Raw genomic sequence first — 14138 nt, 5'->3', positions numbered from 1 at the left:
CGCCGTCCAACGGCCGTGAACTCTCGAATTCCAAACTGGTCTGCGGGTTCAGCGAATCGGTCAGGCGCATGCCGCTGCCGACGAAGAACGGTAGGACCACGAGTTCGAGTTTGTCGAGAACGCCGAGGGCGCGGTAGGTCTCGATAGTGCCGGGGCCGCCGATGAGGTGCACGTCGCCGCCGCGATTGGCCGCGCGGATCTTCTCCAGCAGCCGCTGCGGATCGTCGTCGACGGTCACATCGTCTGGAGTGCCCTCGGGCCAGTGCGAGCCGAGCACGAAGACGTCCAGGTCCGGCCAGGGCCAGCGATCGGCGGTGAGGGCGGGTTCAAAGGTGGTGCGGCCCATCAGGGCGGCCTCGCAGGTCTTCAGGAATTCGGCGATACCGTGACTGCCCGGGCCGTGCACCGGATCGATGACCTGAGGTGGCCAGCCGTCCGGAGTCGTCACATAGCCGTCGGCGGTCATACACAGGCGAGCCAGGATTTGCACGAGTTCGTCCTTTCGTCGAGTCACAGAGGAGACGGCGCCTGCTGCCGAAACTCATCGGCGGACGCAGAAGAGCATGACCGGGATCGTGCACCAGATCCTGGACTGTATTCCGGGCCGCCCGATCGGCAACCACGCTGCCGAGCAGGTCGTCAGCGCAATCGGCTGCGTCGGATCCGGTTGTGCTGCATGGTGTTCGGTTTGTGACCGACGAGTTGTCGAAACGTCTTGTGCCGGACGAGTTGTGGACTCTGGCCGAGCCATTATTGCCCGAGTTCACGCCGCGCCCGCAGGGTGGTGGCACCGCGCCGACCGATGAGCGGGTGGTGTTCACGGCGGTGGTGTTCGTGGTGACCAGCGGCTGCGCTTGGCGGATGCTACCGCCGTCGTTCGGCGTGACCGTCCCGACGGCGCATCGCCGGTTCAGCGTGTGGACCGAGGCCGGTCTGTGGCGGCGTCTACATCGCGCCGTGCTGGACGAGTTGGGCAGCGCAGGCTTGATCGACTGGTCGCGGGCGGTGATCGACGCGGCGTCGGTGCGAGCGAAAAAGGGGGATCCATGACCGGTCCGAGCCCGGTCGACCGCGGTAAGTCCGGCTCGAAGATCCACGTGTTGTCCGACCGTGCGGGAATCCCTCTGTCCGTGGGGATTTCGGCCGCCAACACCAACGACGCCGAGGCATTGAAACCGCTCGTGAAAGCACTGCCCGCCATACGATCGCGGCGTGGCCCGCGTCGGCGCAAGCCCGGCAAGCTGCACGCCGATAAAGCCTACGACACCGCGGACCTGCGGCGATGGGTGCGTGACCGGGCCATCGCGGTACGGATCGCACGAAAGGGCATCGAATCGTCCGAGCGCCTCGGCTGTCACCGCTGGGTGATCGAACCGACGATTTCCTGGCTGACCGGATACCACCGGCTCAACATCCGCTACGACCGCAAAGCTACACACTTCCTCGCCTTCCTCACCCTCGCCGCCACGCTCACCTGCTACAAGAAACTCACGAGGGCGAAATCAGCGACATGAGACACGGTCTTAGCTCCACTGCGATGAGCGGGGCATCACCGCGGGACTCCCCGGTCACAGTCTCGAACTGGGCGGCAAGGTTCCCTTTGTAGTGCTACGGGATTCGAACGGATGGACTGCTACTACGCCGTCACCGACCTGACGCCGTCGTAGCTATTGCTGATTTGTAGGTTTTGATGACTTCAGCAGTTTTTGACGAGAAGGATCATGATCTGCTGTCATCGCCGATGACCTTCCAGGTTCCGGGATCGCCCGCGGTCCGTTCGGCGTGGTGTACTGCGACTGCAATCGCCGGGAGCGCTGGCGCTGATCGCGTTCTCCATGATTGCGCGTGTGTACTGATCCGTCGGCATCTGTCGGATGCCCGCGCCCGGACTCGGTATTTTCGTGCCATGTCTTCCATACAGCCTGTGGCTGAACAGGTTCCGATGCGGCTCTGTATACAGAGCCGGGAGTGCAGTCCGGCATTGCTGGAGCGTTTGGCGGGGGCGGTGCTGTTGCCGGAGCGGCCGATCGGGGCTGCGATCGTCGCCGCGCTGCACCGGCCGGGAGGGTCGGTCGTCTGTGCTCACGGCGCCCGCGATGGCGGACGCGGAGGACCAGGTCGAGTATTTTCTCCGGCTGGGCATGGCCACCACCGCGCAGGAGATCACCGGGCCGGTTCGGGAGCGGGTGACCCTGCTCGCGATCGAGGATCGGTCCTCGCGCTGGCTCAGTGAGAAGCTGGTCGATCGTGAGCACCAGGATGCCATCGCCGTCCGGGAACGCTTGCGGGACATCGTCGAGTTCGAATACCGCGGTGGGCGGCAGGTCATGCTCGCCTCCTTCGAACCATCCCGGACCCTGGAGGATTTCGCCGACCGGCTGGGTGTGGGGACGGATCAAGCACCCTCGTGGGCCATTCCCTGGGGAACCAAGACCGCAGGGCGCGAGCTGTTTCGATCCCTCGACATCCCCGTCGCCACGGCAAGCGGACTCGCTATGAGTGTCGACGAATTGGCTGATGCCCTGGTGCCGCTGGTGCGTGCGGGCCATCGCCGGTTCGTGCTGAAACTCGACAGCACCGAGTTCGCGGGCGCGGGCTTGGGCAACGCGCTGTTCGAAGTCGACCACGGCACCGCGGCTGCGGCGGACCTGTCGTCGGCCATCACGGCGAGCCTGCCGCAGGCGGCTCCGATCGACCCCGAGCTCGACTGGCCGGGATTCGTTGCCGCGCTGGCGAAATCGGGTGTGCTGGCCGAGGAACTCCTCACCGGCGACGAATTCCGCAGCCCCAGTTTCCAAGGTCGACTCACGCCCGACGGTCCACGGGCCGTGTCCACCCACGAGCAGTTGCTGGCCGCCAATGGACAGACCTATCTCGGCTGCACCTTCCCCGCAGCGGAGTCCTACCGGGCATTGCTGGTCGAATATGGGCTGAGCGTCGGGAAGGCGCTGTGTGACAAGGGGATCGAGCGCGGCGACTATGGCGTCGACTTCATCGCGGTCGTCCGCGAGGGCAGGTGGTTCGTGTACGGCTGCGAAGTGAACATGCGTGCCACCGGCACCCGGCATGGTTTCGATCTGTCCACGACGTTGCTCGGCGTTACTCCGGACGCCGACGGTGAACTCCGCGTCGGCGGCGAACGCCGCGTTTGCCTCACCGCCGACAGTATCGTTTCCGACCGCTACCGGGCCCTGCGGCCGCGCGATCTCATCGCCGCCGTCGAGCGGTCCCCGCTGCACTACGACCCGATCCGGAAGCAAGGCGTCGTACTGCACCTGCTCAGTGCGCTGCCCGCATACGGCAAGTTCGGCGCGGTCTGCGTGGCCGATCGTCCCGAGACCGCGCACCAACTCTTGGCGGATCTGCGCGTCCTCGCGGACAAGGCTTGCGGGACAGCGGCATCGGCGGTTTCCGAGATCAACACTGCGGACGGCGATCACTTGCCATGATGGATGTGATTGTTCCCCGGACTGGAGGTCGAGTATATGCGTCTCAGTGCGGATCAGGAAAACCGTTACCGCACAGAAGGTTTCCTGGTGCTGGAAGAACTGTTCAGCCCGGCGGAAGTGGAGACCCTGCGCGCGGGGTACGAGGCCGACGCCTCAATTGCGGCGCCCCACCGGTTCCTCGAACCGGATTCCGGCCACGTCGCGACCCTGTTCGCCCTGCATGATCGACTGCCCGAGTTCGACGCGCTGGCCCGCTCACCTCGTCTTCTCGAACCCGCCCGCCAACTGGTCGCCGACCAGCTCTACCTCTACCAGATGAAGGTCAACACCAAATCCGCGTGCGGCGGCAAAACCCAAGGCTGGCATCAGGATTACATCGCCTGGCGACTCGCCGACCAACTCCCCGCACCCCGCATGGTGACCATGGGGATCCTGCTCGACGACTCGACCGAATTCAACGGCCCGCTCATCTTCATCCCCGGCTCACACACCGCCGGACTGCTTCGCGACGACCGCGCCGAGGGCAGCGAACCCGACGCGTTCGTCGACTCCAACGACGTCGCACTCACCCCCGAAATCCTGGCCGAACTGGTCGAACACCGCGGAATGCGCAGCATCCAAGCCCCTGCGGGCTCAGCGGTGATATTCCACCCGGAGGTCGTTCACGGATCGGCCCCCAACATGTCCCCCCACCCACGTCGACCTCTGATCCTCACCTACAACGACATCCACAACCTGCCCCGCAACCCCACACCGCGCCCGCACTACCTGGTCAACCGCGACACCGCCCCGCTCAGCGCATACCAACCGGCAGGGCGGGGCTGAAGCGGGTGGGCCGCGACCGATAGACCGAGAACAACTGCCGCCCAGCGACCGCGGGGGTCAGGGGTGACCCCACGTCGGGTGCGGCTGGGGCCGTCGTGCGCGCGGTGCCGGCGTGGCGAGATGCGCCCGCACGAACGGGAGGGCGATCGTTTCGAAGCCGCGCTCGCCGGTCAGGACCGGGTGCACGTTGACCTCGAAGACCCGTCCACCGCTTTCGGCGGCGAGGTCGACACCGCCGAAAGCGAGCCCCAGCGCCCGGGTGGCCTCGATCGCGAGAGTGGCGAGCGGCCGGGGCAGCGTCTCCGGTGGCAGCAGCGCCGAGGAGGCGCCCTGGGCCTCGTTGCAGGGCCGGTCCGGATCGGATTGCACATGCTCGCAAACACGGAGAACCCGATCGCCGAGCACCACCACCCGGTATTGGTGGCGGCGGCCGTACTCGTCGACATTGCGGGCGTCGCGGGTCAGCAGGAACTTCTGTCCGGTTGCCGCGTACTGTGCCGTGGCACGCTGGAGCTGCTCGTCGTTGGTGACGTGGAAGACATCGCGGCCGCCCAGGCCGATGGCAGGCCGTGCCCACACGTCGCGGCCCAAGCGTTCGAACGCCTCCCGCGCAGCCGATATGGATGGTCGCTGCACCACAATCGATTCCATCTGCCGGATACCCGCCGCCCGGAACCGCTCGACAGCGTGCTGCTTGTCGGTGGCGGCATGCCAGGCGGCTGCGGCAGCGCCCAGGCAGGCGACGCGGCTGAGCTGGACAACTCGCTGGAAACGGGCCAGCCGGTGCCGGTCGTCCGGTGGAATCTCGTAGATGATCACACTCGCTGGCCGGACTCGGAGTCCGTCGGCGGGCACCTCGAGGATGGGCGCCACCCCGTCCCCCTCGACGATTCCAGCGCCCCCGTCGTAGAAGTGGCGGGCATCGATCACCACCGGCGTCCGACCGGTCAGCCGTTGCACCGCGCGGGTCAGGAACGGGAGACTGCCCTCGGTGGAACCGAAGTCCGTCATCACGACCACATCGTCCACTGTTCCCCCCTGGACCATCGTTCGACCGCGAAAAGCGCTGTCACACTTGGATAGTACGGGCCGAACGGGTGTAGCCGGTGCCGGTTATCCGGTGAGCTTCTCGATCAGTGTGGCTCCGGTCAGGAGGATCAGGTCGGTGCAGGTGTCGATCAATTCCTCACGGGTGAGGGGCGAGTTGCCCGGTGAGCCAGCTGGCGCAGCACACCCTCCCCACACCGATCCGAGCGTCACCGCTGGCCGACGACAGCCTCCGCTCAGCCGAACAGGCTACATCGAATCGTTCAACGGCCGACTTCGCGACGAATGCCTCAACATCAACAGTTCTGGTCCCTGACACAAGCCCGCGTTGTGATCAGCAACTGGAAGGACGAATACAACCACCGCCGAAGACATTCCGCACTGGGCTACCAAACCCCAGCGGATACGCTGCAACCTGCATCCACCGATAACCGGCTCTCACCCCCGGTGGACCGAACTTCGGGGTCCCGTCACCAGGCCGGCGAGGGTTTCGGTGTGTCGAGCTACCGCGATAACAGCTTCACCGGATGCCAGCGCCTGAATCGCGAGCTCGCGTCCGATGCCCGAGGAGGCGCCGGTGATGAACCAGACCCGCGGGGCATGTCCTTCAAATGCCTGGCCGCGAGCTGCGGTATCTGCTCCGCGAAAGTCGTTTGCCACAATCGAAGTTGTCACAGAACAGTCTGCGGATCCGCAACCCGATCACGACGTCGCGGCCAGTGATCGAGGTGTCCGACAACCGCCGCCGGTAACGGCTGTGAACCCCGCCGGACAGCATCCCGCGGCCAGGACAGCCGACCGGACCCTCACCGGTAGCAGCCTCGGCCCGCACCGTCGAACCCCCCGCGCGGATCACCTCGATCCGCAGACCGTCCAGATGCGGGAACAGCACCCTCATCGGTCCAAGATCAGAACACCCGCGACACGATGAACTATCAACCGCCCCTTCGCATCCCGAACGGGTCAATCATGTCTTCGGTCGGGACCGGAGGAAGCGTCAGAACATGCGCACAGCCGAATCGCCGCCGAACAACGCATCGGTCTCCTTGATCAGTGCCGTGAAGCGTAGCCGACTGCGAGCATCCTGCCGCCGGTTTTCGACGCGTGTCGAAAGAGCCAACCTGCCGGCGGTCGGTGGCGGCACCCCTCGCCGGAGTTTCGGAAGAAGGTCGTGAAACACCCCGGCGCCCACGGAGAATCCGATGAACACGGTGTCGTTGAGGCGCCGAAATATGAGGGGTCACAGCATGTCTCGGCGATTTGGTTGGCAATCCTGGTCTGCATCCGCCTCGATCGGGCAGGATGACTGTGTGACCGACTTGGCTACAGCGCAATTGTGGATCAGGACGGCAGTGGGGGGTGACGAACTTCGATCGCTCCATGATTGGCTGCTACATGACGACGGGTTACGTGGACAGGTACGCCTCGTCCACTCCGGCGTGGTGCCAGGGCAGATGGGCGGTGTTCTCGACGCGCTCGTCGTCGCGGTCGGCTCCGGCGGAATGGGTGCGGTTCTGGCTGGGTCTCTATCCACATGGATATCGCAACGGCGTTCCGATGTGAAGATTACGGTCACCAACCCGGACGGCGTCGAGATCGAGTTGGACGGTAAACGCGTCGACGCCGAGACCGTTATACGAGAGGTTGGCAGGCTGCTGTCTTCGGAGGGGCCGCCACAGTGAGCAGTCGTTTCCCGGATCCGGATACATCGCGGGCGGTTTTGATCGGCGCGAGCCGGTACATCAACGGGGCGGCTCTGCCCAATATCCCTGCGGTGGAGCGGAACCTGATCGCTCTGGAGGCGGCACTGACCGATGCGCCGACGGGGACTTTGGCATCGCAGCATTGCACGGTGGTGTCCGAACCTACTTCCACCGCGGAGTTTGGCGGCGCGATCGCGACGGCGGCTGCCGAGGCAACTGACCTGCTTTTGATCTATTACAGCGGGCACGGCCTGGTCGATGATCGAGGAAGGCTGCACTTGGCGCTGTCTTCGACCGACCCGGCCCGTCCGCGGTGGACCGCGCTGCCGTTCGAGGTGCTGCGGGAGGAAATCATGTCCAGCCCGGCGACCACCCGAGTGCTGGTGCTGGACTGTTGCTTCTCTGGCCGGGCGATCGAGGCCATGGCCGACCAGCAGGGCGTCATCACCGGCCAGATTGACGTAGCGGGCACCTACACCCTCACCTCGACAGCAGCCAACGCTCTCGCCCACGCGCCCGTGGGTGCGACGCATACGGCCTTCACCGGTGCGCTGTTGGCCACATTGAGCGCTCCTGGTCCTTTGACGCTCGATGATCTCTTCCAGCGTGTTGACCGTCACCTCATGGCCAACGCGCATCCCCGGCCGCAGCGCCGCGCAGTCAACGCAGCAGGCGACCTGGCGCTGTTCAAGAGTTCGCCCGATGGCCCAGTTCCCGACCAATGGCCGCCGGAACCTAGGAAACCGGCACCACAGCGCAGTCCGGTAGGACAAATTACGGTCCCCGGCCGCCTGCTCGTTGCGGCCTACCTCGCCGTGCTGCTCGCGGCCTCGAATGTCTTTGTCGGTGCCGACGTGTGGTTTCCGACCCAAGTTCGCCCTCCGGAGTACCTACCGTTCACCCCTCCGCCCATACCGCGACTCGCGGGCAGCAGAGACATCGCCGAAGCGATGAGCAACTCCTATCGGGGGCTGGCTTGGTCTTTCACGGCATACATGCTCGCCTTCGGTGTGACGACTGCACTCGGTGAGGTGTATGCCGACCGCGTCAGTCGCCGATTAAAGCTCGCCGCGGGAATAGCGGTTTATACCACTGGTACTGCCCTCTGCGTGTTTTCTTCGGTGGAGTTCGATATTTTCATCTGGGCTCGTGCCGTTCAGGCTGCAGGCGCAGGCCTGATTTATCCACAAAGCCTGGCTTACATCACCGGCCCAGTCTCTGCTGGTCAGCGACGTACTGAAACAGTCATCTGGAACGTTGCGGTTGCCGCCGTGTGTGTGTTGGGTCCGTTGGTCGACAACACCATCGCCGAGGTCTCATCCTGGGAGTGGGTCTTCCTGGGACAGGTGCCCCTTGGGCTCCTTGCCTTCCTGCTGGTATTCGGTCGGCTGCCCGAACATCAGAAATACATTCGTGCAGGTCACAGCGTCGATCTGTCCGGCTTCATCCTGATTGCAACTGGACTGCTCGCTCTCGGGCTGGGAGCGGTGATCCTCGAACTCGGTTCAGAGGTCAGCAAAGCAAGCTTTGCGCCGCTTGTGGCCGGATTCGTGCTAATCGGGGCTTTTACGGCTCGAAAGTTCTTTTCCTCAGATATCTCAGACCATGACAAACGTCCGGAACCTGGAGCGCAGTGAGATCGCCTACTACTACGGCCTGGCTCGCTGCGACGAAACCGTTGTCGCAAGGGGGGACTCGCCGACGGCGACGACAACATGATCGCACTTACGCTATCGGAGATCCGCCGTCTGCTGGTCGAGTTCGTGCCGACCCGATACGGCTACGCGCTGGACAAACCCGGCGGTCGCCCACTGACCTGATCCGGATTTCCGGCCCCCGTCAGAGTGTTCGGGTTGTGGAGCATTAGGCCCGCCACCACTTGCGCCAACAACCTGACTTCTCCCTACGTCGCGCGCAGCAAACTCGAAAGGGGGTGACTCGCCTTTTCAGCCAATTTCGGGATTGGTGAAAACACCGATGCGGAACCGGATCCCGTCGATGCGGTGCAGAGCGAGAGTGTGACTGGACACTTCCAGCGCGACCGCGGACACACCACTCGCGTGGAAGGCTGCCAGCGTTTGTTGCAGTTCGCTGGCCTCGGGTGTCGTCCGTAGAGCTGGACGCTCGCCCCACGGTCCGCGGATGGTGACGGCGCTGATCAGGCCGGTTTCGATCCCTGCTCCACACAGCCCCGCGTTGAGCAGTTAGACCGTACTGGTCTTGCCGTTGGTTCCGGTGACGCTGAACACGTCGAGTTCGTGAGAGGCTCGCCGTAGATCCACGAGGCAAGTGGACCCAGCACGCGTCGAGGGTCGTCCACCACGAACGTCGGTAGCTCGGTACATGGTCGGTCGCTGATCGCCGCGACCGCGCCGCGGGCTGCCGCCTCGACCCTCGCCTTTCTGGCCACGATCAACCAGGTGCGCGGTATTGCGCTGGGGGTCAGCACATTTGGCCAATCCGGATCGCTTGACGACGTCTACAGCTACCACGGCATCGACACCGACACCTCGTGCGCGCGCCCCTCGACCTCACCGACTGACGGTAGCCGCTCTCGCGCCGGGGGGTCGCGCATCAGTCGTAGCGGCTCGGCGCGCATGAGTTCGCCGCCCAGGAGCATCCGGTCGACCATGCCGTCGGACGGGATTCCGGCTTGGAAGCAGGCGCGTGCGCCTGAGAGCTCGCCGTGGGCGAGGGCCACCTGGAGCAGGTCTCTGGAGTGATGGGCGAAGTGCCGCGCCTTGCTGCCGCCGACCTCGGCGACTTCTTCGGCTCGGGCCAGCCAGCTCTCGAAACTCGGATACGGGTAGTGCAGGATCATCGGCGCGGTCACGGTGCCGTGCACGCCGTCGAATCCGGTGAAACCGTACTCGTCCACCGGTGCGACAGCGGGGCCGAGACGGACCGCGCTACGGTTGGCCGGGGTGTCGAGAAAGGGTGATCGACCGCTGATCCGGAACACGGTGCACTCGTGGATCGGATCGGTCACCGGCACGGGGGAGGGGACGGCTTCGTGTCCGATGAATGTCACCTGCCCGGCGCCGGGAATCTGCCAGCGGCGGCGACCGTCGTCATAGAAGACCTCGTCGGGGCCGAGCGGTAGCAGCCATTGCATACCCGCCGCCTCGGCCGTTGCGGCGGCGTCGGCGATGTTGGCTACCTCGCGAGGAACCGTGTCGTCGTTGGGTGTCGCGTGGTCGCGAAGGATGACGGGCCGCTCACCGCGTACTGCGCCCAGCGCGGCCCGGACATCGGGATCATCCGTGTAGATGATGGTCAATTCCGCTTGCGCGGAGTGGAAGTCGAACCAGTCGGCCAGCTCGGGGCGCCACCGGTCGATGGTCACGCAGATCGCGGTGGGTTCGAGGGTTCCCGCCGGCCGGTCGGGTGCTCCGACGCCGCGGTGCACGCGCGGCGTCAAGTCGCTGATGTCGTGCGTGACCAGGTATTCGCAATACTCCGCCCACGTGTCGATCCCACTCGCCCGAGCCGCGGCGTAATTCGGCCCGCCGACCGGTCGGGTGTGCCGGACCGTTACGGCATCGACGATGGCGATCGATGTGGAGTCGGTGATGAATCGCGGCCAGTGGAAGTCCAGACCCCAGCCGGTCTGGGTGGCGTCGAAGGTCGGCAGGCAACGGCGCAGGAATTCCCGGCTGAAACAGGGCGCCATGATTTCGACGAAGTTCGTGTGCCGGAGGACGAATCGGCGATCGACGAGCGTGATCTCGTGGGAGTAGTAGCTGTCCTCGGTGAGCGCGGGTTGGGTCAGTGCGAGCCGGTGCTGCGCCGCGTATTCGAACAGCTCGTTGATGCTGGAGGTGTCGGCGGCCAGGTCGTCGTCGGGGAGCCAGACGTAATCGTATCGGTCGAGCACATCAGCCAGGTCGATCGTCAGGACATGGTGCAGGGCAGGCCATTTCGGGCCTTTGCGATCGATTCTGGTCACGTCCGCGACCCGGTAGCGGTCCGGGTCGTCACCGAAATAGCTCACCACCAGGTCCCAGGTGCGTGGATGCGGCCCGGCCAGCCACTGCTCGTGCAGTGATTCGTCGCCCGCCCGCAGCACGACCAGGTTCCGGCGCCCCGATTCCGTCAGCACGGTAGGCCTCGTGTGCGCCCGCGCCAGTGTTCCCGTCACAGTGACCTCCTATGTCGCGTACCAGCCTTCGCCCCACAGCGTGAGTAGGCGTTCGAAATACGCCTCGTACTGTGGGGCGACGACGTCGGTGGAAAATTTCGAGATCGCGTAGTCGCGGATTCCGCGATAGTCGAGTTTGTGGACGGCGTCAGCGGCATCGCAGAACTCGCGCAGCGTCCGGCAGCGAAAGCCCTGCACACCGTGCTGCACGGTTTCGGTGAACACACCCCAATCGGTGGTGATCACCGGGGTCCCACACAGCATCGCCTCGGCGTGGACGCCACCGAAAGGTTCGAGATAGAGCGTCGGCACGAAAACCGCACGGGCCCGGCTCATCAACTCGCCGCGGCGCGTCGAGTCGACTACACCGACGTATTCGACGCAGTCGGCCTCGGGGACTTCCCCCGCGCCGGCGACGATCAGCTTCACACCGAGCCGCGTGCAGGTGTCGATCGCGATCTGAATGCCTTTGGCCTCGACCATCCTGCCGACGAACAGGAAGTAGTCGTCCTTTTCCTTCGAGAACGGGAAGTCCGCCACGTCATAGTAGTTCGGGATCACGGCGTCGTAGAACTGGCCGCGGGCGCTCATGACACCGGGAACACTCGCATACGAGCCGTAGACAGCATGCATCCACGCGTAGCTCTCGAACACCCGGTAGTTGGCGAACACCCCGCTGTAGCCGATGCCGAATTCGACGGTCATCAGCTCGGGAAAGGTATCCGCGATGGGCTTTTGGCAAGTGCCACCGAGGATTCCGATGAAGTCGTGCTTGCCTTTCCGCTGGGCGATCTCGGTGACCGCACGCTCGTTGGAGATCTGCCAATGCGCATCATGGGGACTCCACGTGAGATTGATGGGGTCCTTGTAAAGATCGGCACCGCCGAACCACTCGGATTGCTCGGCTCTGGTGATGATCGGGACGAATTCCGTGCACGCCGCGTCGTTCTCCTCGCCGCCGTACAGGAACACCTCGTGACCGAGCTCGGTCATCATCGAGGCGAAGCGCCGATTCTTCTGCGTATACGCGCACGGCTGATAGTGCCGGGTGGTCTCGGTATTGGGGAAATTCACGATATGAAAGCGCATGGTCGGCCGCCTGTCTCAACGATCGATGATGGGCCGGACCGACAATGGATCGTCGCCGACGGCTTCCTCGAGGTGCTCGGGACCGTCCAGGTAGGCGGCACGTTTGCGCTCCTGCTGTTGTTGCTGACCTTGTCCGCCCATGCCGCCGCCCATACCTCCGCCCATCGGGTAGCCGCCCATCCCCATCGGGTAGGCGGCGTTGGTTTGGGTTGCGGTGTCCGAGATTCCGGCGCGGCCGGTGTTGGTGGGGGTGCCGGTCCCGGGGGCGCCGGCGCGAGGGAACAGGTTGTCGTCGACCGGACTACCGATCCCGGCTCCGCCGCCGGCCGATCCGCCGCCGAGGCCCGCCGGACTTATTGACCCGAACGGACCCGATGCGCCCCATGGGCCGGACGCACCCCATGGGCCGGTCGCGCCGAACGGGCCGGGGGGTCCGCTGAACATGGGGCCTGAATTCAGCTGAGCCAGCATGTCCGCGAGCTTGGACAACGGCCCCGAACTGCCGAGCGGGCTGGTCGAGTTGGTCGGACCGGTCGACCCGGTCGGCGTCGGTTGGTTGCCCGTGGAGTCCAAGCCGCTTTTGGAGGATGAAGGTGGAAGGCCGCTGGTGGTGGGAGGGTTGGCGCCGTTGCTGCCGGGCTGGGGAGAGTTTCCGTCTGCGCCGGATCGGCCGCCGTTGTTGCCTCCGCCGCCGCTCCCAGCACCGTTGCCGCCGTTGTTGCCTCCGGTTCCCCCGCCACCGCCTGTGCCACCATTGTTGGCGGGTGCCACGGTATTCGGGTCGACGAATTCGGGGACCTGGCCGATGAGTTGACGCATCTCGGCGACGAAACCTTTGTTGTTACTGGTGTCATCGCCCTTGTCCCACCACTGCTGAGCATAGGTTTGGGCCTGATCACCGGACCGGCCGCTCTTGGCGACATAGTTGACCGTGCCGTTGGTGTTCAACTTGATCTGGTCGTAACGGGGAACGTGACCGTAGATGAACGCCAAGAAGTTGGCGGTGTTCCCCACGACATGAGACATGTCGACCATGCCCGCCCGCAACGTTTCGGCGGTACCGAGGTATTTGTCGAGCGAGGCGATCGCCCGGTCGGCGCCCGCGCCCTGCCAGTGCCCCCGGGTGAACACGGGTTTGATGTTCTTGGTGAAGGTATCGATCGAGTTGCCCCAGATCTGGGACAGGGCCAGCCACTCACCCGACAACCACAGCATGTCACCACCGACCGAGCCCACGAGCATGGCGATGTTGGCGAAATCGTAGAGGTGCAGGGCGCCACCGAGTTCGATCAGCGGATCGATTCTGCCCTTGAGGGAGTTGTCGAAACTCACCCCGGAACTGGCGGTGGTCGACAAACCCGGCCCGTTCGCCCACGACACCGAGGACGCCGCATGATATTTCGAGATCTCGGGCCAATGATCACGCGCGTTCGGTGCGACGAAGGTGTTCGCGTTCTGTCCCTCGGTGATCGAGTACTTCTTGTTCGCCGCGGTGAAGGTGTTCGCGATATCGGTGACGATCGCTTGATGGTTACCCAGGATGTCGACCAGTTCAGGGTTCGCTTTGTCGAAGAACGCGTCCGACAGATGTTTCATGCTCAAGAACTGATAGGAACTGGCCGGGAACGGTTTCGGCTGGGCAGGCCGTTTCGGATCGGTACTGGATTGATTGTTGTAATACCAGTCGAACCTCGGTGGCATGTTCTTCCCGGTCACGAAATTGATCAACCCGAGGATGTCGGCGACCAGATCCTCACAATATCCGGTCAGTTTACCCAGCGCGGCACTGTCGACATTGAGGAGTTGGAGCTGACCGTTCTGGGCACTCTTCAACAATCCAGCCCAATCGGTCTGGTCGATACCCGCCGCCATCCTGCTCCTACC

10 protein-coding genes and 3 pseudogenes are annotated in these 14138 nt (G+C 64.5%); 6 read left to right on the top strand and 7 right to left on the bottom strand.

Going from position 1 to position 14138, the window contains the following annotated elements; genetic code table 11:
• A partial coding sequence (locus tag ACHQ4I_RS20725; protein WP_420771218.1) for a dihydrofolate reductase family protein occupies positions 1 to 490 on the bottom strand: 490 nt, incomplete at its 3' end.
• Between the two features lie 200 nt (positions 491 to 690).
• Here ACHQ4I_RS20725 and ACHQ4I_RS20720 point away from each other — a divergent pair.
• From ACHQ4I_RS20720 to ACHQ4I_RS20710, 3 genes are all read left to right on the top strand, one after another.
• Positions 691 to 1514 (top strand): IS5 family transposase gene (locus ACHQ4I_RS20720; RefSeq protein WP_420770937.1). Its coding sequence is split into 2 segments (ribosomal slippage): positions 691 to 1038 and positions 1041 to 1514, totalling 822 coding nucleotides; the frame shifts between segments, so codons are not numbered across the junction.
• Between the two features lie 582 nt (positions 1515 to 2096).
• On the top strand, positions 2097 to 3449 hold the full coding sequence (locus ACHQ4I_RS20715; protein ID WP_420773446.1) for a peptide ligase PGM1-related protein: 1353 nt from the start codon (positions 2097 to 2099) through the stop codon (positions 3447 to 3449).
• Between the two features lie 36 nt (positions 3450 to 3485).
• Positions 3486 to 4274 (top strand): phytanoyl-CoA dioxygenase family protein, encoded by a 789-nt coding sequence (locus ACHQ4I_RS20710; RefSeq protein ID WP_420773445.1) that lies wholly within the window; start codon positions 3486 to 3488, stop codon positions 4272 to 4274.
• A gap of 57 nt (positions 4275 to 4331) precedes the next feature.
• On the opposite strand, the gene ACHQ4I_RS20705 is transcribed toward ACHQ4I_RS20710, so the two are convergent.
• Entirely contained in the window at positions 4332 to 5303 is a 972-nt protein-coding gene (locus ACHQ4I_RS20705; protein ID WP_420773444.1) for an ATP-grasp domain-containing protein, read from the bottom strand.
• 259 nt (positions 5304 to 5562) lie between these two features.
• On the opposite strand from ACHQ4I_RS20705, the pseudogene ACHQ4I_RS20700 reads away from it, so the two are divergent.
• Positions 5563 to 5752, top strand: a pseudogene (locus ACHQ4I_RS20700) (integrase core domain-containing protein); the annotation flags it as partial.
• A gap of 7 nt (positions 5753 to 5759) precedes the next feature.
• Here ACHQ4I_RS20700 and ACHQ4I_RS20695 read toward each other — a convergent pair.
• A complete protein-coding gene (locus ACHQ4I_RS20695; RefSeq protein ID WP_420773443.1) occupies positions 5760 to 5981 on the bottom strand; it encodes an SDR family NAD(P)-dependent oxidoreductase in 222 nt (73 codons plus the stop codon).
• A 542-nt stretch (positions 5982 to 6523) separates the two neighbouring features.
• Between ACHQ4I_RS20695 and ACHQ4I_RS20690 the strand changes: the two genes are divergently transcribed.
• Both ACHQ4I_RS20690 and ACHQ4I_RS20685 read left to right on the top strand, forming a co-directional pair.
• Entirely contained in the window at positions 6524 to 7003 is a 480-nt protein-coding gene (locus tag ACHQ4I_RS20690; protein ID WP_420773442.1) for an effector-associated constant component EACC1, read from the top strand.
• The gene (locus ACHQ4I_RS20685; protein ID WP_420773441.1) at positions 7000 to 8661 is read left to right on the top strand and encodes a caspase, EACC1-associated type; all 1662 of its coding nucleotides are present in this window, start codon (positions 7000 to 7002) and stop codon (positions 8659 to 8661) included. Before ACHQ4I_RS20690 ends, ACHQ4I_RS20685 begins: the two co-directional genes overlap by 4 nt.
• A gap of 309 nt (positions 8662 to 8970) precedes the next feature.
• On the opposite strand, the gene ACHQ4I_RS20680 is transcribed toward ACHQ4I_RS20685, so the two are convergent.
• The 4 genes and pseudogenes from ACHQ4I_RS20680 to ACHQ4I_RS20665 all read right to left on the bottom strand — a co-directional run.
• Positions 8971 to 9111: a Mur ligase family protein gene (locus tag ACHQ4I_RS20680; RefSeq protein ID WP_420773447.1), complete on the bottom strand. Its 141-nt coding sequence runs from the start codon at positions 9109 to 9111 to the stop codon at positions 8971 to 8973.
• Between the two features lie 1442 nt (positions 9112 to 10553).
• A pseudogene (locus tag ACHQ4I_RS20675) lies at positions 10554 to 10901 on the bottom strand (DUF707 domain-containing protein); the annotation flags it as partial.
• Positions 10902 to 11174: 273 nt separating this feature from the next.
• Positions 11175 to 12254, bottom strand: coding sequence for a glycosyltransferase (locus ACHQ4I_RS20670; RefSeq protein ID WP_420773440.1), 1080 nt, complete (start codon positions 12252 to 12254; stop codon positions 11175 to 11177).
• A gap of 15 nt (positions 12255 to 12269) precedes the next feature.
• Positions 12270 to 14138: pseudogene (locus tag ACHQ4I_RS20665) on the bottom strand (hypothetical protein); the annotation flags it as partial.

Origin of the sequence: Nocardia nepalensis, assembly GCF_048910785.1 — a bacterium.
Lineage (GTDB): Bacteria > Actinomycetota > Actinomycetes > Mycobacteriales > Mycobacteriaceae > Nocardia > Nocardia nepalensis.
Note: the sequence above shows the minus strand (reverse complement) of the source record. Positions and strands in the feature narration are given on the sequence as shown.